18 protein-coding genes are annotated in these 18,705 nt (G+C 61.1%); 6 read left to right on the forward strand and 12 right to left on the reverse strand.

Annotated features, from left to right (window positions below; translation table 11 throughout):
• The first annotated feature begins 466 nt into the window (after nt 1-466).
• Nucleotides 467-1,615, forward strand: a complete 1,149-nt coding sequence (locus tag ACO07T_RS17760) for a DcaP family trimeric outer membrane transporter (protein ID WP_422050455.1) — start codon at nt 467-469, stop codon at nt 1,613-1,615.
• Nucleotides 1,616-1,701: 86 nt separating this feature from the next.
• On the opposite strand, the gene ACO07T_RS17765 is transcribed toward ACO07T_RS17760, so the two are convergent.
• From ACO07T_RS17765 to ACO07T_RS17790, 6 genes are all read right to left on the reverse strand, one after another.
• Nucleotides 1,702-2,055 (reverse strand): hypothetical protein, encoded by a 354-nt coding sequence (locus ACO07T_RS17765; protein WP_209081114.1) that lies wholly within the window; start codon nt 2,053-2,055, stop codon nt 1,702-1,704.
• Nucleotides 2,056-2,163: 108 nt separating this feature from the next.
• Complete coding sequence (locus ACO07T_RS17770) at nt 2,164-2,310, reverse strand: hypothetical protein (protein WP_209063885.1); 147 nt, start codon at nt 2,308-2,310, stop codon at nt 2,164-2,166.
• Between the two features lie 202 nt (nt 2,311-2,512).
• Nucleotides 2,513-3,007, reverse strand: coding sequence for a DUF6497 family protein (locus tag ACO07T_RS17775; RefSeq protein ID WP_422050456.1), 495 nt, complete (start codon nt 3,005-3,007; stop codon nt 2,513-2,515).
• Nucleotides 3,004-3,357, reverse strand: coding sequence for a hypothetical protein (locus ACO07T_RS17780; protein WP_422050457.1), 354 nt, complete (start codon nt 3,355-3,357; stop codon nt 3,004-3,006). Before ACO07T_RS17780 ends, ACO07T_RS17775 begins: the two co-directional genes overlap by 4 nt.
• Nucleotides 3,354-3,755, reverse strand: coding sequence for a cupin domain-containing protein (locus ACO07T_RS17785; RefSeq protein ID WP_422050458.1), 402 nt, complete (start codon nt 3,753-3,755; stop codon nt 3,354-3,356). The genes ACO07T_RS17780 and ACO07T_RS17785 overlap by 4 nt, the downstream gene beginning before the upstream one ends.
• Before the next feature lie 84 nt (nt 3,756-3,839).
• Nucleotides 3,840-5,372 carry an acyl-CoA carboxylase subunit beta gene (locus ACO07T_RS17790; protein ID WP_422050459.1) on the reverse strand — a complete coding sequence of 511 codons (1,533 nt, stop codon included), beginning with the start codon at nt 5,370-5,372 and terminating at the stop codon, nt 3,840-3,842.
• 249 nt (nt 5,373-5,621) lie between these two features.
• Here ACO07T_RS17790 and ACO07T_RS17795 point away from each other — a divergent pair, with 249 nt between their 5' ends.
• The 3 genes from ACO07T_RS17795 (at nt 5,622) to ACO07T_RS17805 (ending at nt 9,326) form a co-directional block, all read left to right on the forward strand.
• The gene (locus ACO07T_RS17795) at nt 5,622-6,836 is read left to right on the forward strand and encodes a multidrug effflux MFS transporter (protein WP_422050460.1); all 1,215 of its coding nucleotides are present in this window, start codon (nt 5,622-5,624) and stop codon (nt 6,834-6,836) included.
• 133 nt (nt 6,837-6,969) lie between these two features.
• On the forward strand, nt 6,970-8,370 hold the full coding sequence (locus ACO07T_RS17800; RefSeq protein WP_209081122.1) for a helix-turn-helix domain-containing protein: 1,401 nt from the start codon (nt 6,970-6,972) through the stop codon (nt 8,368-8,370).
• A 281-nt stretch (nt 8,371-8,651) separates the two neighbouring features.
• Nucleotides 8,652-9,326, forward strand: a complete 675-nt coding sequence (locus ACO07T_RS17805; protein WP_422050461.1) for an outer membrane protein — start codon at nt 8,652-8,654, stop codon at nt 9,324-9,326.
• A gap of 117 nt (nt 9,327-9,443) precedes the next feature.
• Here ACO07T_RS17805 and ACO07T_RS17810 read toward each other — a convergent pair whose 3' ends face one another.
• The 3 genes from ACO07T_RS17810 to betB all read right to left on the reverse strand — a co-directional run bounded on the left by ACO07T_RS17810 (nt 9,444) and on the right by betB (nt 12,985).
• A complete protein-coding gene (locus ACO07T_RS17810) occupies nt 9,444-9,683 on the reverse strand; it encodes a YdcH family protein (RefSeq protein WP_209063901.1) in 240 nt (79 codons plus the stop codon).
• A gap of 152 nt (nt 9,684-9,835) precedes the next feature.
• Nucleotides 9,836-11,491: a choline dehydrogenase gene (gene betA / locus ACO07T_RS17815; protein ID WP_422050462.1), complete on the reverse strand. Its 1,656-nt coding sequence runs from the start codon at nt 11,489-11,491 to the stop codon at nt 9,836-9,838.
• 42 nt (nt 11,492-11,533) lie between these two features.
• Entirely contained in the window at nt 11,534-12,985 is a 1,452-nt protein-coding gene (gene betB / locus ACO07T_RS17820) for a betaine-aldehyde dehydrogenase (protein ID WP_422050463.1), read from the reverse strand.
• Nucleotides 12,986-13,144: 159 nt separating this feature from the next.
• On the opposite strand from betB, the gene betI reads away from it, so the two are divergent.
• Complete coding sequence (gene betI, locus ACO07T_RS17825; RefSeq protein WP_422050464.1) at nt 13,145-13,732, forward strand: choline-responsive transcriptional repressor BetI; 588 nt, start codon at nt 13,145-13,147, stop codon at nt 13,730-13,732.
• Between the two features lie 107 nt (nt 13,733-13,839).
• Here the strand turns inward: betI and betC are convergent, their stop codons facing one another.
• Together betC and ACO07T_RS17835 are read right to left on the reverse strand one after the other, a co-directional pair.
• Nucleotides 13,840-15,348, reverse strand: coding sequence for a choline-sulfatase (gene betC, locus ACO07T_RS17830; RefSeq protein ID WP_422050465.1), 1,509 nt, complete (start codon nt 15,346-15,348; stop codon nt 13,840-13,842).
• Nucleotides 15,349-15,447: 99 nt separating this feature from the next.
• Nucleotides 15,448-16,368, reverse strand: coding sequence for a DMT family transporter (locus ACO07T_RS17835; protein ID WP_422050466.1), 921 nt, complete (start codon nt 16,366-16,368; stop codon nt 15,448-15,450).
• A gap of 227 nt (nt 16,369-16,595) precedes the next feature.
• Here ACO07T_RS17835 and ACO07T_RS17840 point away from each other — a divergent pair, with 227 nt between their 5' ends.
• Complete coding sequence (locus ACO07T_RS17840; RefSeq protein WP_422050467.1) at nt 16,596-17,723, forward strand: methyl-accepting chemotaxis protein; 1,128 nt, start codon at nt 16,596-16,598, stop codon at nt 17,721-17,723.
• Between the two features lie 33 nt (nt 17,724-17,756).
• Here ACO07T_RS17840 and ACO07T_RS17845 read toward each other — a convergent pair whose 3' ends face one another.
• A complete protein-coding gene (locus tag ACO07T_RS17845) occupies nt 17,757-18,689 on the reverse strand; it encodes a pirin family protein (RefSeq protein WP_422050468.1) in 933 nt (310 codons plus the stop codon).
• Nucleotides 18,690-18,705 lie beyond the last annotated feature (16 nt).

The raw sequence follows: 18,705 nt of genomic DNA on the forward strand, positions 1-18,705 counted from the left end.
GGGAAGGGTAACGGAATACACTGTTACAGGAACCCGCCAGAACGGCGCATCCCACGGAAATCATGATGACACCAAATTTTGGGAACCAAAGCGCATTCTGCCCCGATGTGCCACCGTAGGCCGCATCCTGCTCAATCCGCTCACCCCAAGGCAACTTCCCGCCGACCGTATTTGGCAGGCACTGCGCGCGCTGGCGATCAACTGCCTTCACAAACACGCGAAAATTAGGAACCAATTGGTACACAAGTGCAGTTTCAAGAGGGGGTCGTTCACAAAGGCCCAACAATGGCGTGGTCTGCATTTTCAATACCTTACCCTTACGTAAGGCCCCTGCAGAGCGCGCTTTCACAAAACCGTCACAAAGCACTGAATTTTTGCTCACGCTGGCTCGCGGCGACGTCATTTCGACAATCCGCAAACCCGTGAAACGCATGGGGTGTTGCACGTCATTGAAAGGACCAGCCACATGAGCAAACCCAGACATAAACTCTTGACTGTCGCGGCATTGACCATAGGGACGACCGGCACTCTCGCGCAGGCCCAGGATCAAGGCACGCAGTCCGAGCTTGACGCGCTGCGCGCCCGCGTCGAGGCGCTTGAGGCCGGCAGCGAACCGGCCAGCACCGGCGGCGGCGACTTCAGCATTGGCGGCACCAGCGTCGACATCTACGGCTACCTGAAAGCCGACTTCTACTATGACACCGACTTCCGGCAGGGCGACACGGCCTTCCCGAATGCCATCGGGGAGCCAGCCAACGCCACCGACGGCAGCTTTGGCGCCACCGCGCGGCAATCCCGCCTCGGCTTCCGCACCAGCACCGACACCGGCATCGGCAATGTCTCCGGACGCCTTGAGCTGGACCTGTTCGGCTCCGGTGGCACCGCAGAGCTGCGCCTGCGCCACGCTAGCGTTCAGTTGGGCGACAACTGGCTGATCGGTCAGGACTGGACCAACTTCATGCCGCTGAGCCAATACCCCACCACGGTGGAATTCAACGGCCCCGTCGGCATCGCCTTCGCCCGTGTGCCGCAGATCCGCTACACCCACAGCTGGGACGCCCTGACCTTCAGTGCCTCCATCGAGGAAAACAACACCACCTCTGATGACCCGACCTTCACCTCGGCCCTGTCTTACGACACCGACCTCTTCAGCGCCCGCGTGGCAGGCCTTGCTGGCACCGTGCGCACCGGTGGACAGGACATCGACCAGAGCGGCTTCACCCTCTCCGGCGCGGTTCGTCCCTGGGCGGGCGGTCTGTTCCAGGCCACCTATGTTGACGGCGAAGCCCTCGGCCCGCTGCTCATCGGTGCAGGCAACGCCGCTGTCGGCGGTCAGGCCAACGACGTCTCCGGCTACACGCTGGAATTCCGTCAGGACATTGGCGAGCGCTGGAACGTGGGCATCGCCTACGGCCGGGAAGACTACGACCTCGCCACATCCACAGGCACCCTCGCCTTTGACGAGCTGGAAACCATCCACCTCAACGCCTTCTACAAGGTGACGGATGATCTGACCTTCAGCGCGGAATACTTCATCGGGGAACGCAACGATGTGGCCACCGGGCGCACATTTGACTCCGACCGTATCCAGCTGGCTGTGCAGCTGAACTTTTAAGCCAAAGCCATGGCCCTGCCCGCCAACAGCGGCAGGTGGGGCCATACCCATTGGGGGCAACGTGATATGTGCGCCCGGCTGAAACATCAGTAGTCGTCTTCAAACGCGTCCGGGAAAGAGGCCCGCGCCACGGCCTCATCAATCACCAAAAGCGCGTCATAGCTCTCCGGATCAAACGGATCGTCCACCGCGATCACCTCGCGCCCGAAAAGCCAGCTCAGACGCCCGGCATCCAGATTGCCGCGCTCAAAGGGCTGATCCCCAAAATGCTCCCAAAGCGCGGCCATAAAGGCCGTGTCCGCGCGCCGGTCAGCCGGTTTGCGGTCCTTGAAACGCTCTCTGCGGGTGATCGGGGTCACGCCGCGCGGGTTGGCGCGTCGAATTGTGAATTGGAAATCTGAACCCGGAAGACGCCCGGGGAAGCCGCGATGCTTGATCATGCCAGCGCTCCCTTCTGCTGAGGGAGCGGTATCCGCATCACCTGTTGTGTGGTGCAAGCAGGCCGCGCGGCCTGCTCACGAGTCGTGCGAATCGAAAGGCTGTGCGCCTTACTTGTATTTGCCAGTGTAGGCTGGCTCGGTTGAGATCGGCTCTGGGTCAACCACAACGAACTCTTCAATTGGTTCGTCTTGGCCGCAGGCCGCCACGAGGGCCACAAGGCCAATCGCGAGGAATGACTTGATGCTCTTGGACATCTGTTTCTCCACTTATCGTTTTCAGTATGGACAGGGCGTGTGCACCCTGCCTGCCTCACTGCCGCGGTGTTGCGACATGCGCGGAGATTATGGGATTGCGTTGTGAAAAGATAGGGATAGCAGTCGGCGTTCATGCGATGTGGCCACTTTGCCGCAACGTCGCGCTGTGCCGCCAAATCCGCAACAATATCTAGTAGCGCCATCAGAAGCCCTCCCAGATACAGGTGCCGTCTTGCACGCTGAAAGCTTCAAAATATTGCTGGGCGAGATGGGTCATCACGCCGAATTCTGTTTCTCTGTCCGCCATGGATATGATCACCTGATCGACTTTTTCTTCGGAAACCGCCAGATACGGCACCGCGACGCCGTTGCACAGGTGAAAGAAGTCCCCTTCGATCTCTGCAAAGGTCACCCCTTGCTGCATCACAGGCATGACATAGCGAAACCGCGCGACACGGCTGGTGTCCGCACGGGTCTCAAACAGCACTTCATGTAGGGAAACTGTGTTACCGGAGGGCACAGCTGGAGCCTCCTCCAAAACTCCAGCTGTGGCCGCTGCACCCAAAAGGGGCCCTCCAAATGCGGCAAAAACAACGTGAGTCGCAGGCTTACACAGTTTTTTAACAAAAGCTCCAAAAAATGTGCGCAACGCGGAACTTTTTTTCACAATCCAAGGATTTGGGTGGAAATCAGTCATGCCGCCACCCTTTTGTGTTGCGCATGGCGCAGCCAGCGCGCGCGGCGCTTGGGGCAGTTCAACACCTCAGAAATCTCGGCTTCCAGCTTTTCGCGCGCCACAGCACCGGCCACTGCGCCGCCAGCCTTAACCTGCAGCACGCCATCCACACGCGTCACCTGCACCACCGGCGCAAAGCCGCGCAGATCCTGCAGCGCCCGCCACATATCCTGACGCACCTGCTGGGCAATCCGCAGCCGACCGGCATCCGGCAGCGTGGTCTGCACCGCCAGATCCCAGCGCACAGGCACACGCCGCGCCACGGTCAGCCGGTCGCCCTCGCGCAGAATATGCCAGCGCGCCTTGCTCATGCGGGCGCCTCCTCATCAGAGGTATCAAACTCTGCTGGGCTGATGATCTCGACCAGCTCCATATCGTCGCTATGACGCACTTCGCGATGTTTGATGCCCGGCGGCTGCAGCACACAGGAGCCTTCGCGCAGCACATGCTCGCCCTGCCCCTCATACTCAAACACCACCCAGCCCTTGGTCACATAGACCATCTGGAAATCCAGCTCATGGCTGTGCCAAGCCCCCGGGCTTTCCATCCCCGGCACCGCCCGAATGACATGCGCGCCAAACTTGCCTTGGGTGCCGTCCTTGATCCCCAGATCCCGATACTCAAAAAACGCCCGCAGCCCCTGCCCGACGAACTTTCCGTCATCGGCATGGGAAATGGTGAAAGCTTGGTTTTTCCAAAGTTCAGCCATTGCGGTGCGTTTCTCTTGATAAAGGGGATCGCGCCGCCCAAGCCGGACGGGCGCGGCCCGCCGCTTGCGCGACGGGCATTTTCATCACAACGGAATGTTGTCGTGCTTTTTCCAAGGGTTCTTCTGCTGCTTGTTGCGTAGCGCAGCGAAGGCCCGGCTCACGCGTTTGCGTGTGCTCTGCGGCATGATCACCTCGTCGATAAAGCCACGCTCTGCGGCCACAAACGGGGTCGCAAACCGGTCTTCATAATCCTTGGTGTGCGCCGCGATCTTCTCCGGGTCATTCAGATCCGCACGGTGGATGATCTCGGTGGCACCTTTCGCGCCCATCACCGCGATTTCCGCTGTGGGCCAGGCGTAGTTGAAATCGCCGCGCAGGTGCTTGGAGGACATCACGTCATAAGCACCGCCATAAGCCTTACGGGTGATCACGGTCACCTTCGGCACGGTCGCTTCACCATAAGCAAACAACAGCTTTGCACCGTGTTTGATCACGCCGCCATATTCCTGTGTGGTGCCCGGCAGGAAGCCCGGCACGTCCACCAGCGTCAGGATCGGAATTTCAAAACAGTCACAGAAGCGCACAAACCGTGCGGCCTTGCGGGAGCTGTCGATGTCCAGACAGCCCGCCAGCACCATCGGCTGGTTGGCCACCACGCCCACAGTCTGGCCTTCCAGACGCATGAAACCGGTGATGATGTTCTTGGCGTAGTCTTCCTGGATCTCGTAGAAATCGCCCTCATCCGCCACCTTATGGATCAGCTCTTTCATGTCATAAGGCGTGTTCGGATTGTCCGGGATCAGCGTATCAAGGCTTTTCTCGATCCGGCCCGGCTCGTCAAAGAACGGGCGCACTGGTGGCTTTTCGCGGTTGTTGAGCGGCAGGAAGTCGACCAGACGGCGCACTTCGGCGAGCGCCTCCACGTCGTTCTCAAACGCACCATCCGCAACAGAGGATTTCTTGGTGTGGGTGCTTGCGCCCCCCAGCTCTTCTGCGGTCACAACCTCATTGGTCACGGTTTTCACCACATCGGGGCCGGTCACAAACATATAAGAGGTGTCTTTGACCATGAAGATGAAGTCGGTCATCGCAGGTGAGTACACCGCACCACCGGCACAGGGGCCCATGATCACGCTGATCTGTGGCACCACACCGGAGGCCATCACATTGCGCTGGAACACCTCGGCATAGCCCGCCAGAGAGTCCACCCCCTCCTGAATACGCGCCCCGCCGGAATCGTTCAGACCAATGATCGGCGCGCCGTTCTGCACCGCCATGTCCTGAATTTTGCAGATCTTCTGCGCGTGGGTTTCAGACAGCGAGCCGCCAAACACTGTGAAGTCCTGAGAGAACACATAGACCATACGGCCGTTGATGGTGCCCCAGCCGGTGATCACACCGTCGCCTGCGGGCTTGTCCTTCTCCATGCCGAACTCGGTGCAGCGATGGGTTTTGAACATGTCAAACTCTTCAAAGCTGTCTTCATCCAGCAGAAGCTCGATCCGTTCCCGCGCGGTCAACTTGCCCTTGGCGTGCTGACTGTCGATCCGGCGCTGACCGCCGCCAAGGCGTGCAACCTCACGACGCTCTTCCAATTGCTGCAAAATATCTTTCATGGCAGTCCCTCATGATCTCTCTTGCGCACCACCCCGACTGCTTGGCTTTTGCCGCCAGACCACCGGAAAACACAGGCGCACACCTCGGTTGAACGATACCATAAGAAGGACATGCCCGCGGCAAAAGCTTTATTCGGCAAATTTGCAAATCAGATGAAACTCCAAGGGTGCGAATTGCAAATCCGCAAATCCTTCACATCTGAAATTTCTTCATGGACATTGAAAGGGTGCCCCCCTACCTCTTAGCCCATGAACAGCCAGACCCGCGGCACTTTTCTGGACCGCACCACGCCACCACACATCATCACCTTGATCCTGCTGGCAGGCGTCTCTGCGCTGTGCATGAACATCTTCCTGCCAAGCCTACCCTCCATGGCGACCTATTACGGCACGGATTATGCGGTGATGCAGCTATCCATCGCGGTCTATCTCGCGGTGAACGGCGTGCTGCAGATTGTGGTTGGGCCGATCTCGGACAAGTTTGGCCGCCGCCCGGTGATCCTCTGCGGCATGGTGATCTTTCTGCTGGCCACTTTGGGCTGCATCTTTGCCCCCAATGCCGCCACCTTCCTGACCTTCCGCATGCTTCAGGCGGCGGTGGTTGTCGCCATGGTGCTGACCCGCGCCGTGGTGCGCGATATGGTCTCCACCGATGAGGCCGCCTCCATGATCGGCTATGTCACCATGGGCATGACCGTGGTGCCCATGCTTGGCCCCGCCCTAGGTGGCGTGCTGGATGCGGCCTTTGGCTGGCAAGCCAGCTTCTGGATGCTCTTTCTTGTGGGGCTTGCGATCTTCTGGCTGGCCTACCGCGATCTGGGCGAAACCAAATCCGCCAGCGGTCTCAGCCTTGGAGAACAGGTCCGCCAATATCCCGAGCTGCTGACCAGCCCGCGCTTCTGGGGCTACTCGCTGGCCAACGGCTTCACCTCCGGCGCCTTCTTTGCCTACCTCGGCGGCGCACCTTATGTGGCCACCGAACTTTTTGGCATGACCTCCTCGCAGATGGGCATCTATTTCGGCGCGCCCGCAGTGGGCTATTTCATCGGCAACTTCCTGGCAGGCCGCTACTCCGCGCGCATCGGCGTGAACCGCATGGTTATGGCGGGCTGCCTGATCTGCGGCCTTGGCATCGCCACCTCGCTGTCGATCTTCTACATGGGTTTTGGCTCCGCCGAGGTGTTCTTTGGCTTCATGAGCTTTGTCGGCATCGGCAATGGGCTTGCCATCCCCAACGCCACCGCAGGTGCTTTGTCCGTGCGCCCGCAGCTGGCAGGCACCGCCTCCGGCCTCACCGGTGCAATCATGATTGGCGGCGGCGCGGCACTCTCGGCGCTGGCAGGCACGCTGCTGACACCGGAAACCGGCGCCTTCCCCCTGCTCTGGCTGATGGTGGCCACCGCAGGCTGCGCGGTGCTGGCCATCGCCCTTGTGATGCTGCGAGAAAAGCAACTGCGCCTCTAACCCCCCCGCCGCACATCTTCGCTTCAAACCTGCACCGCCCCATCGTCGCACCTTGCAAAATCCCGCTGGCGCAGCGAGATTTGCAAAGCTATCTTTGCAGCTATGCAAACCGGGGGACCACGGGAGGACCACTGTGCCAACGCAAAAGCTCTACGCAGGCGCAAAGCTACGCGAAATCCGCACGCGGCTGACGCTCACACAAAAGGACTTCGCCCAGAAACTCGGCGTCTCCCTGCCCTATCTGAACCAGATGGAAAACAACAACCGCCCAGTCTCCACCACGGTTGTGCTCGCCCTCGCCCAAGAATTCGGGCTGGACGTGACAGAGCTCAGCACCGGAGACAGCGAGCGCCTTGTCTCTGACATGCGCGAAGCGCTGGCGGATCCGGTCCTTGCCGAAACCTCCGCCCCGCTGGCCGATCTGCGCCTCGCCGCCTCCAACGCCCCCGCGCTGGCCCGCGCCTTTCTGGAGCTGCACCGCGCTTACCGGCAGACCCATGAACGCCTTGCCTCCCTGGACGAAGCGCTCGGACGTCAGGACGTGCAGATGCAGTCGAGCCCCTGGGACGAGGTCCGCGACTTCTTCCACTACTGTGACAACTACATCGACGCGGTGGACCACGCCGCCGAGCGCTTTGCCCAACAGGCGGTCGAACACGGCGGCGTCCGCGCCGCCGCCCTTGCCGCGCTGCGGGAGGCTGGCATCGCCGTGTCCTTCACCGATGTCGATCACCTGCGCGCCTTTGATGCGGACACCCAGCGCCTGCAAATCTCACGCTACGCCCAGCCTGAAACCCAGACCTTCCAGCTTCTGTTGCAGGTCGCCCTGCTCCAGCACGGCACATTGCTTGAAGCCACGCTGGATTTCGCCCGCTTCCAAAGCGACGCCGCCCGCTCCATCGCCAAGATCGGCCTTGCCAACTATTTCGCGGGTGCAGCCCTCATGCCCTACGGCACTTTCTTGGAGGCCGCGCGCGACACACGCCACGATCTGGAACTGCTGGCCAACCGCTTTGGCGCTTCCATCGAACAGATCGCCCACCGGCTTTCCACCCTGCAGCGCCCCGGCAACAAAGGCATCCCCTTCTTCTTTGTGCGCGTGGATCAGGCCGGCACCATCACCAAGCGCCACTCCGCAACCCGCCTGCAGTTTGCCCGCTTCGGCGGCGCTTGCCCGCTCTGGAACGTCCACCGCGCCTTTGAGACCCCCGGCCACTTCCTGCGCCAGCTCGCCGAGACACCAGACGGCGTGCGCTATATTTCCCTCGCGCGGGATGTCTCCAAATCCGGTGGACACTTCGGCGCGCCCGTGCGCCGCTACGCCATCGCGCTTGGATGCGAGATCCGCCACGCCGACGCGCTGGTCTATGCCGACCATATGGAGCTCGACAACCCGCAGGCCTTTGAACCGATCGGCATCTCCTGTCGGATTTGTGAACGCACACACTGCCATCAGCGCTCTGTGCCGCCGCTGGAGCGCCGCCTGACGATTGACGAGAACCGCCGCGATGTGCTCCCCTACGACGTGGGCTGACCAAAGGCGCGGCCCCAAACCCGCCGCATCGCTCACCAAAGCGTGAGCCATGTTGCACCCCAAGGGGGCGAACCATCCCCCTGTGAGCCACACGCGCTGCGTGCGCATCACACAACCCTCTGAAATGGTTATATTTCCCAAAACTCGCGCCCTGTTTGAAAATTGTTCAATGGCGCGGTCACACATTTTCTTTTGCGCTTGTGAAATGACAGTTGCCCCCGCGCTGTGCAGCTTGGCCCCACGACACAACAACACGATTAGCAAGACAAAGGGCCAGTCTCATGTTCACCCGCTCTCTCCTCGGCGCAGCGCTGCTCGCCTCCACAACACTCGCAGCTCCAGCCTTCGCCAACGATTGGTATGTGCAGGGCTCCCTCGGCTACTCCTTCGCGGATGACGCCAACCACTCCGGCATCATCGGCGGCGGCACCCAGAATGTGCGCTCCGATCTTGACGATGATCTGGCAGTCGGCATCGCAGTGGGCCGCGGTATCACCAGCTTTGGAAACGGCCTTTCCCTGCGCGGCGAAGTCGAACTCTCCTACCGCTCCAACGATATCACCGCCGTAGACTTCAGCGGCAACGGTGCCGGTGCAGAAGCCAACCCGGATGGCGACATCTCCGCCACCTACCTGCTCGGCAACCTGATCGTTGACGTGGAAACCAGCTCCAAATTCACCCCGTACTTTGGTGCCGGTGTGGGTGTTGGCTTCTTTGATCAGGACATCTCTTACGGCAACGGCGTGACCATCCGCGGCGACGACGAAGTCTTCACCGCCCAGCTGATCGCAGGCACGTCCTATGACATCAACGATCAGGTCGCCCTGTTTGGTGATGTGCGCTACACCCGCGGCTTTGACGTCACAGGCACCCGCACCTCCCCGGGTGGCACCGCCAGCGTGTCTGACGACCTGTCCAACACCTCCGTGAACCTGGGTGTGCGCTTCAAGTTCTAAGGCAAGCACCTTGTTCACAGTGTTTCATGAAATGCGCCCTAATATGTCATGAAACACGGATACGCTCCGCCCGAGTCCCCTCCGGCGGAGCGTAGCTTTTTAAGCGATGGCCAAAGCTCAGTTGGCTTTCAGATAGGCGTAAATCTCATCTTTCAGCGCACCGCGACGCTTGCGCAGATCCACTTCGGCCAGCTCTTCGCGCGGTGCCACGTTGGTTTCTGCAGTGTGCACCTTGCGGTTGATCTCATGATAGTCCGCCGCGAGCTTTGCAAAATGCTTGTCGCTCACTTTCAGCGCACTCATTTTCTCTGCAAATTCAGGGAATTCTTCGGCCAGCTCATGTGGGGTGTTAGACATGCTGTTCGCTCCTTTTTCTTAGGTCCGACAGCACCATACCAACGAGAATCGGGGCCAACTTTGACCCCGATCAAATCCGCACGACAAATGCAGTTTTTAGCGTATGCGCCATGTCACCTAAGGTAGAGCCGCGCACGTAGGCTTTCAGAGCCTCAGCGCTGCGCCACCTGCCACTCAGGGTGGAACCACGGCGCCGCATTTGAGGACGCCAGCTGACGCCCCAGAATGTGATCTGAGGCCTTCTCCCCCGTCATGATCGACGGCCCATTGAGATTGCCGTTGGTGATGCGCGGGAAGATCGAGCTGTCCGCCACGCGCAGCCCATCCACCCCGATCACGCGGCACTCATTGTCCACCACCGCCATCGGATCATCCGCGCGGCCCATCTTGCAGGTGCCACAGGGGTGATAGGCGCTTTCCGCATGCTCGCGAATGAAGCCGTCGATCTCATCATCACTCTGCAAATCCGCACCCGGCTGGATCTCATGTTTCACAAACGGCCGCATCGCCTCTTGTGCAAAAATCTCCCGTGTCAGGCGGATACAGGCACGGAAATCCTCCCAGTCCTGCTCGGTCGACATGTAGTTGAAGGAGATATTGGGCGCAGCCTTCGGATCAGACGAGGACAGCGTGACTTCGCCGCGCGACGGCGAGCGCATCGGCCCCACATGCGCCTGAAAGCCGTGCCCTTCGGCAGCGGCCTGCCCGTCATAGCGCACCGCAATCGGCAGGAAGTGATACTGGATATCGGGATAGGAAATCCCCGCGCGCGAGCGGATAAACCCGGCCGTTTCAAACTGGTTGGACGCCCCAAGGCCTTTCTTGGTGAAAAGCCACTGCGCCCCGATCAGGCCTTTGCCAATCAGGTTCCAGTATTTGAACAGGGTGATCGGCTGTTTGCAGGCCATCTGCATATAGACCTCAAGGTGGTCCTGCAGGTTCTGGCCCACCCCCGCACGGTCCGCGACCACCTCAATGCCATGCTCCGCCAGATGCGCCGCAGGGCCAATGCCCGAAAGCATCAACAGCTTTGGCGAGTTGAGCGAGCTGGCCGACAAGATCACCTCGATATTGGCGCGGATCACCTGCACCTTGCCGCCACGCTCAATCTCCACGCCCACGGCACGGCCGTTTTCCATCACCACCTTGCGCGCCAGGCCGCGCACAAGATCACAGTTTTCACGCTTCAGCGCAGGCTTGAGATAGGCATTGGCCGCCGACCAGCGCTGGCCCTTGTAAACGGTCATATCCATCGGGCCGAAGCCCTCTTGCTGCTGACCGTTGTAATCATCGGTGACGGGATAGCCCGCCTGACGCCCCGCCTCGACAAAAGCCGCATGCAGCGGGTTGTTGCGCGGCCCGCGGCTGATGTGCAGCGGCCCATTGGCCCCGCGCCAGTCCGGATCGCCCCCCTGCCCGCTTTCATGCCAGCTTTCCATGCGTTTGAAGTAGGGCAGCACATCCGCATAAGACCAGCCATCCGCGCCGCTCTCGGCCCAATGGTCATAATCGCCCGCATGGCCGCGCACATAGACCATGCCGTTGATCGAGCTTGACCCGCCAATCACCTTGCCACGCGGGCAGACCAATGTCCGCCCGCCCAGATGCGGCTCCGGCTGGGTTTTGTAGCCCCAGTCATAAAGGCTCATGTTCATCGGATAGCTCAACGCCGCCGGCATCTGGATCAGCGGCCCGGCGTCCGTGCCGCCATGCTCAATCACCAGCACCGATTTCCCGGCCTCGCTCAGACGATACGCCATGGCGCAGCCCGCAGAGCCCGCTCCAACGATCACATAATCAGCCTGCATAGTCATTCTTCTCCGACAGAGGGGCGTCCGCGCGGGCCGCGTTTAGTAAGGCGCTTCCACGTCGCCCATGCGCACGTAGACCGACTTCACCTGGCTGTAGTGATTGATCGCTTCCTTGCTGTTTTCGCGACCCACACCGGAGGCTTTCACCCCGCCAAAGGGCGCTTCCACAGGGGCGTCGTTGTAGGAGTTGATGAAACAGCTGCCCGCATCCAGCAGGCCAATCACGCGGTGACCACGGGTCAGATCAGAGGTGAACACACCGGCAGACAGGCCGAACTCGGTCGCATTGGCGCGCGCAATCACCTCTTCTTCGGTGTCAAAATCCAGCACCGACATGACCGGGCCAAAGATCTCTTCGCGCGCGATGGTCATCTCATCAGTGACATCGGCAAAGACGGTGGGCTCAAGATAGAAGCCCTCACGCTCCACACGCTTGCCGCCGCACACCAGCCGTGCGCCTTCCTCTTGGCCTTTCTCCATAAAGCCAAGCACAATGTTCATCTGACGCTCAGACACCATCGGGCCATAGCTGGTGGCCTCATCCAGAGGATCGCCAATCACCGCCGTGCCCAGACGCTCTGCCAGACGGGCGAGGAATTTCTCCTTGATGCCCTTTTGCACAAACACCCGCGTGCCGTTGGAGCAGATCTGACCGGAGCTGTAGAAGTTGCCCAGAATGGCCCCGCCCACGGCGTTTTCCACATCCGCATCATCAAAGATGATCAACGGAGACTTGCCGCCCAGCTCCATGGTCACATGCTTCATATGGCTCGCGGCGGCGGCGTAGACTTTCTTGCCGGTGGGCACAGAGCCGGTCAGGCTCACCTTGTCCACGCGCGGATCATTCACCAGCGCGCCGCCCACTTCGCCCATGCCCTGAACGACATTGTAAACCCCCGCAGGCACACCGGCCTCATGCAGGATTTCCGCCACTTTCAAGGCGCACATCGGCGTGGTTTCCGACGGTTTGAACACCAGCGCATTGCCGCAGGCCAAGGCAGGTGCGCCTTTCCAGCAGGCGATCTGCGTCGGATAGTTCCACGCACCGATACCAACACAAACACCCAGCGGCTGGCGCACAGTATAGACCCAGTCCTCGCCCAGCGGGATGTGCTCGCCGGTCAGGCTGCCCGCAAGGCCGCCAAAATACTCCAGCGCATCCGCACCGCTGGTGGCATCTGCGACGCTGGTCTCCTGAAAAGGCTTGCCGGTGTCATAGGTCTCCAGCACGGAAAGCTCGTGGTTGCGCTCGCGGATGATCTCCGCCGCGCGGCACAGGATGCGGCCACGCTCGCGACCGGTCATCGCCGCCCAGATCTTCTGCCCCGCCTTGGCGCTCTCCAGCGCCTGATCAATGATCGCCGGCGTCGCCGCATGCACCTTGCCAATCACCTCGCCTGTGGCCGGATAGACGATGTCAATCTGCGCTCCGGCAGTGTCCTCTACATAGGCCCCGTTGATGAAATGACTGGCGGTTGGTTGCAGCTGCATGGCTGGCTCCTTTGGTGGCACACCCGCCGATAAGACAGGCGCGCGGAATCTCAATTGGGCGCGACCGTAGCACCGCCCGATCATTTTTTAAATGGTCATTTCATTTTTTTATTGAAACAACAACATTGCTCCCACCCACCAGCACGTTAAAGTGGCAGCATGGGCCGAACACGTATCCGCGACATCCGACATGAGGAACTCATCACCGCCACCATCACGGCGGTGCACAAACGCGGCTATGCTGTTGTCACCATGGCGGAAATCGCTGCCGAGGCCGGGGCCTCCGCCGCCTCGATCAACTATTATTTCGGCTCCAAGGAAAAGCTGATGGAGGCCACCATGCGTCGCCTGCTTTCTAAGCTGAAAGCCGCGATGCTGGAGCGCTACGCCACCGCCGAAACCCCGCATGACCGGCTAATGGCGGTGATTGACGCCAACTTTTCGGATCGGCTTTTCACCATCGAGCAATGCTCAATCTGGATGCAGTTCTGGGCCAACGCGCCTTACGCGCCCTCTCTGCAACGGCTGCACCGCATCAACCGCGCCCGGGTGAACGCCCATTTCCGCGCCGAGCTGCGCGCGCTGGTTCCTGAAACCCATCGCGAAACCATGCGCGAGGCGTTGCAGTGCTATATGGATGGCGTCTGGCTGGAAGCGGCGCAATCAGATGCCCCTCTCAACCCGGCGCTGGCGCGCGAGGAAGCGCGCGCAGTGGCCAATCTGCTCCTGACACGCTCCAACAGCTGACCCGTCATCTGAGACCGGGCAAAGGGGGCCGCCCCCGCTTGGCGGCGCCCCTGTAAGAAGCCCAAGAGCGCCTCCGCTTCTTACAGGTCAAAAATACCCAAAGCGCCTCACTCGCCGCGCGGGAAGCGCTGGTTTTCTTCCACCACATTCAGATCCATGTGATTGCGCATATAGCGCTCAGAGGCTTTCTGCAGCGGCTGATAATCCCACGGATAATAGCCGCCTTCCCGCAGCGCCTCATAAACCACCCAGCGCCGCGCCTGACTTTCCCGCACCGCCGCATCAAACGCCGCCAGATCCCAGCGCGCCTCTGATTTGGCGCGCAATGTCTGCACCGTGCCTTGATGGGCCGCCACTTCGGCGAGGTTGGTCAGCTCATGGGGATCGGCCTCCAGATCAAACAGCTGATCGGGATCGAGCGCACAGCGGTTGTACTTCCACTTGCCATAGCGCAGCGACACCATCGGCGCATAAGAGGCCTCCGCCGCATATTCCATCGCCACCGGCGTATCCCGCGTGCCGCCCTGCCCCAAATGCACAAGGCTCTCCCCCGTGGTCCAGGGCATGACCTCCTCCATGCTCACCCCCGCCAGATCACAGAGCGTGGGGCAAACGTCGATATTGCTTACTGGCGTTGTCACCAGCCCCGGTTCCATCTGCGGCGCCGCCACCATCATCGGCACCCGGCTTGAGCCTTCATAAAAGCTCATCTTGAACCACAGCCCGCGCGCCCCCAGCATATCGCCGTGGTCACTCACAAACAGGATGATCGCCTCCTGACGGGTCGCCTCCAGCGCCTCCATCACCTCGCCAATCTTGTCGTCCAGATAGCTGATATTGGCAAAATAGGCCCGGCGGGACCGGCGCACATCTTCCTCAGAAATGTCAAAACTGCGCCAGTCATTGGCATCAAAGATCCGCTTGGAATGCGCGTCCTGCTCTTCATAGGGGATCGGCCCCACCTCCGGCAGCAGATGCGCGCAATCCTCATAAAGATCCCAATATTTCTTGCGCGCCACATAGGGATCATGCGGGTGGGTGAAACTGACCGTCAGACACCAGGGCCGATCATCATGCCCCCGCGCCAGATCATAGACCTTGCGCGTGGCGTGATAGGCCACCTCGTCGTCATACTCCATCTGGTTGGAGATTTCCGCGACCCCGGCCCCGGTGACGCTGCCCATATTGTGATACCACCACTCAATGCGTTCGCCCGGCTTGCGGTAATCCGGCGTCCAGCCAAAATCCGGCGGATAGATATCTGTGGTCAGCCGCTCCTCAAAGCCGTGCAGCTGATCCGGCCCAACAAAATGCATCTTCCCTGACAGACAGGTCTGATAGCCCGCCCGGCGCAAATGATGCGCGTACGTGGGGATAGAGGAGGCAAACTCCGCCGCATTGTCATAAACCCGCGTGTCGCTGGGTAGCTGGCCGGTCATAAAGCTCGCCCGTCCCGGCGCGCACAGCGGGCTGGCGGTATAGGCGTTCTGAAACCGTGTGGAGCGCGCCGCCAGCTTTTTCAGGTTCGGCGCATGCAGCCAGTCTGCAGGCCCATCGGGAAACAACGTCCCATTGAGCTGATCCACCATAAAAATCAGAATATTGGGGCGGGTCATATGGGGTCCTCCTGTTGCCGGGTTTGCGCGACACTAGGCGCGCGCCCACCGGTGGCGCAATCTCAAAGGCGACACCGCAATGTCGCGGCCTGTGAGCGCTCACATCTTGGTCTGCCCCACCAGTGGCGTGATCTGACGCCGTTTGAACACCGCCTCCCGCCAGGTGATGAAGCTGATCGCCCCGATGATCACCAGCGCCCCCACCAGCACCCAGACATCGGGCTGCTCGCCAAAGGCCAGCCAGCCCAGCAGCACCGCCCAGACCATCTGCAAAAAGCTCACCGGCTGGGTCACGGTGACCGGCGCGGCCTTAAACGCCAGCGTCATGGTGTAGTGGCCCGCCGTGGCAAAACAGGCCACCGCAAACAGGATCACCAGCTCTTCAAACGTAGGCGTCACCCAAACCGACAGCGCCAGCGGCGCAAGCCCGATGGTGACCGTGACAGACAACATGCCAACCACCACAGTCGGGCTGACCTCTTCGCTCAGCTTCTTGGCAATCAGATAGCCTCCGGCAAAGCCCAGCGCCGTGAACAGCATGGCAAAATGCCCGGGGCTGAGCTCGCGAAACCCCGGCCGCAGAATGATCGTCACGCCAATAAGCGCCACAATCACCGCCGCAATCCGACGAAACGCCAGCTTTTCCCCGAGGAAGAACGCCGCGCCCAGCGTCACATAAACCGGCGAGAGATAATTCATCGCCGTCACTTCGGCGATTGGGATTCGCGCCATGGCGAAAAACCACGCCACCACGGCCCCCGTGTGCAAGACCCCTCTCAGCGTGAACAGCCCCACCTGCCGGCGGCTCAGCTTGGCCGCCAGAATGGGCCGGATCATCGGGATCAGAAACACCACGCCCAGCGCATAGCGCAGAAAGGCCGTCTCGGAGGCGGGCAGCCTTGTGCCCACCAGCTTCACCAAAGCCGTCACCGCCACAAAGCACAGCCCCGTGGCCAGCATCCAAAACACGCCTTTCAGCGGAGACCCCGCCTCCGCACCTGTCTGAGCTGCATCTGTCATGGCCTCACTTAGGCATGCGCCGCCCTAAGAGTCGAGGTAGCAAACAGGTTAACCTTCAAAACTCCGTCATCTGCCCGCGAGCCTCTTGCGCCACGGCAGCCCCGCCCCCACTCTTGGCCCGGCCCTGCCCGTGGTCAGCCCGTTGCCCCCGGCATTTGATGCAGCCCGTTTACAAAATATTGGGACGCGCGGCCTAAACCGTAGCTGCTGGAACAAGGTGGTCTTTAATGCGTTCTTCACAGTCTCTTCCTCCCGCCGTGCGCCTGTCGCTCAAACGCGGCCTGATCGCTGCCAGCATCGTTGGCCCGCTTCTGACCTTCATCAACCAGTGGCCCGCGCTTTTTGGAGAGGCCACCTTTGATCCTCTGGCCGCCTGCCTGACCGCCGTGATCCCCTTCTGCGTCAGCAGCCTGTCGACCTATTTTGCGCAGCCCAAAGCGCGCCCCAGCGAAGAGATCGAGGCAGAACGCGCGCCGGAGATCGAGATCCGCACCGTGGTGGAAGAGCGCACCGTCTATCCGGACGGCCTGCAAGACGCCACCGCGCGGGTCGAAACCATCCGCAACAACGCCTCCAACGTGAACCGCACCTCCCGCGAACGTGTGGAATTCATCACCAACCTCATCACTCAGGCCGAAAGCCTCGGCGTGGTGTTTGACACCCTCAGCGAAGGCGCCAACCGCGCAGCCCAGAAAGCCGCGCAGGTCGGCAATTCCGTGCGCGACGTCACCTTGGAGGTAGACGGATTTCTCGATCTGACCACCGACACCACCCAACAGATCACCCACATCGCCACTCCGGTGGCAAAGATCGAAACCACCCTTGCGGAGGTCGGCAGCGCCTCTGAAGCCATTCGTGGGCTGGCCGACCGCATCCGCCTTCTGGCGCTCAACTCCGGCATCGAGGCCGCCCGCGCCGGTGAGCAGGGCCGCGGCTTTGCCATCATCGCGGGCGAGGTGCGCGAGCTTGCCGATATGGCAGATGCTGACATCTCCCGCATTCTGGAGCGCATGGAAGGGCTGCAACAGGCGCAGGCCGATCTGTCTGAAACCGTTGGCAAAGTCGCCATCGCCGCCGAAAAGAGCCTTGAGCGCGGCGAGGCCTGCCGCACCCTGACCCGCTCCATTCAGGAAAACATCGACGGGCTGGTCGCCAATATCACGGCGAGCAGCGAGGAGACCCGCCGCCAGCTGCCGCTCTATTCCGAGATTGTCTCTGAAATCCGCAGCATCAAAGACAACACCCAGGCCGCCGTGCAGGGCTCGCAGAAAAACATCGAACTCTGCGGCGAAGCTCTGAGCCTTCTGGACGTCGCGCCTGAACAACATGGCCAACCGCTTCCTCAGGCCATGTAAGCCCCCCGCTTCCCCTCCAAAGGGCGCTGCCGCTTAAGGCAGTGGGATAAACTCCTCCGTGTCCCCCGGCGGCAACTGAAAGCGCCCATGCGCCCAATCCCCGGCAGACCAATCTGCCTTGGCGGCCTCGATCTTCTCTTTGCTGGAGCTGACGAAGTTCCAGGAAATATAGCGCGGCCCGTTCATCGTGGCGCCGCCCAGCGCCATCAGCCGCGCGCCCTGCGGCCCGGCCACCGCCGTGATCGCATCCCCGGGGCGAAACACCATCATCTGCCCGGGCTCAAACACATCCCCCGCGATCTCCACCGCGCCCTGCAGCACGTAAAGCCCGCGATCCTCATGATTGTCCGGCATCGGCAGCTTGGCACCGGGCTGCAGCACCACATCGGCATAAAAGGTCTCAGACAGCATCGTCACCGGCGCACGCGCGCCCCAGGCATCCCCAAGGATCAGCCGCACCTCTTTGCCCTCGCCTTCCAGAAACGGCAGCGCCTCCTTGCCGTGATGCTCAAACATCGCCGGATCATCCTCACGGTCCTCAGGCAGGGCAATCCAGGTCTGAATGCCAAACAGCGAACTCGGCGATTGCCGCGTCATCTCACTGGTGCGCTCTGAATGGGTCACGCCATTTCCGGCCACCATCCAGTTCACCTCTCCGGGGTAAATCATCTGATGGGTGCCAAGACTGTCGCGGTGCTCAAACTCCCCGCGATAAAGATAGGTCACCGTGCCCAGCCCGATATGGGGATGCGGGCGCACATCAATGCCCTGCCCGGTCAGAAACTCCGCCGGTCCCATTTCATCAAAGAAAATAAACGGCCCCACCATCTGGCGCTTGGGCGCTGGCAGAGCGCGGCGCACCGAAAACCCGCCCAGATCACGCGCGCGGGGAATGATGACGGTCTCAATGCTGTCCAGCGTCGCAGCATCAGGGCAAGAAGGCTCAAGGGCGGGGTTCCAACTCATGGCGGGTCTCCTCAGA

The organism is Shimia sp. (assembly GCF_965227725.1).
In the GTDB taxonomy this organism is placed as follows: Bacteria; Pseudomonadota; Alphaproteobacteria; order Rhodobacterales; family Rhodobacteraceae; genus Shimia.

Coding starts and splice junctions, on each gene's coding strand:
- betI (WP_422050464.1), top strand. CDS start 13,145: ATGGGCCGAACACGTATCCGCGACATCCGACATGAGGAACTCATCACC.
- betB (WP_422050463.1), bottom strand. CDS start 12,985: ATGCAGCTGCAACCAACCGCCAGTCATTTCATCAACGGGGCCTATGTA.
- ACO07T_RS17770 (WP_209063885.1), bottom strand. CDS start 2,310: ATGTCCAAGAGCATCAAGTCATTCCTCGCGATTGGCCTTGTGGCCCTC.
- betC (WP_422050465.1), bottom strand. CDS start 15,348: ATGACCCGCCCCAATATTCTGATTTTTATGGTGGATCAGCTCAATGGG.
- ACO07T_RS17785 (WP_422050458.1), bottom strand. CDS start 3,755: ATGGCTGAACTTTGGAAAAACCAAGCTTTCACCATTTCCCATGCCGAT.
- ACO07T_RS17765 (WP_209081114.1), bottom strand. CDS start 2,055: ATGATCAAGCATCGCGGCTTCCCCGGGCGTCTTCCGGGTTCAGATTTC.
- ACO07T_RS17775 (WP_422050456.1), bottom strand. CDS start 3,007: ATGACTGATTTCCACCCAAATCCTTGGATTGTGAAAAAAAGTTCCGCG.
- ACO07T_RS17795 (WP_422050460.1), top strand. CDS start 5,622: ATGAACAGCCAGACCCGCGGCACTTTTCTGGACCGCACCACGCCACCA.
- ACO07T_RS17840 (WP_422050467.1), top strand. CDS start 16,596: ATGCGTTCTTCACAGTCTCTTCCTCCCGCCGTGCGCCTGTCGCTCAAA.
- ACO07T_RS17760 (WP_422050455.1), top strand. CDS start 467: ATGAGCAAACCCAGACATAAACTCTTGACTGTCGCGGCATTGACCATA.
- betA (WP_422050462.1), bottom strand. CDS start 11,491: ATGCAGGCTGATTATGTGATCGTTGGAGCGGGCTCTGCGGGCTGCGCC.
- ACO07T_RS17810 (WP_209063901.1), bottom strand. CDS start 9,683: ATGTCTAACACCCCACATGAGCTGGCCGAAGAATTCCCTGAATTTGCA.
- ACO07T_RS17805 (WP_422050461.1), top strand. CDS start 8,652: ATGTTCACCCGCTCTCTCCTCGGCGCAGCGCTGCTCGCCTCCACAACA.
- ACO07T_RS17780 (WP_422050457.1), bottom strand. CDS start 3,357: ATGAGCAAGGCGCGCTGGCATATTCTGCGCGAGGGCGACCGGCTGACC.
- ACO07T_RS17845 (WP_422050468.1), bottom strand. CDS start 18,689: ATGAGTTGGAACCCCGCCCTTGAGCCTTCTTGCCCTGATGCTGCGACG.
- ACO07T_RS17790 (WP_422050459.1), bottom strand. CDS start 5,372: ATGAAAGATATTTTGCAGCAATTGGAAGAGCGTCGTGAGGTTGCACGC.
- ACO07T_RS17835 (WP_422050466.1), bottom strand. CDS start 16,368: ATGACAGATGCAGCTCAGACAGGTGCGGAGGCGGGGTCTCCGCTGAAA.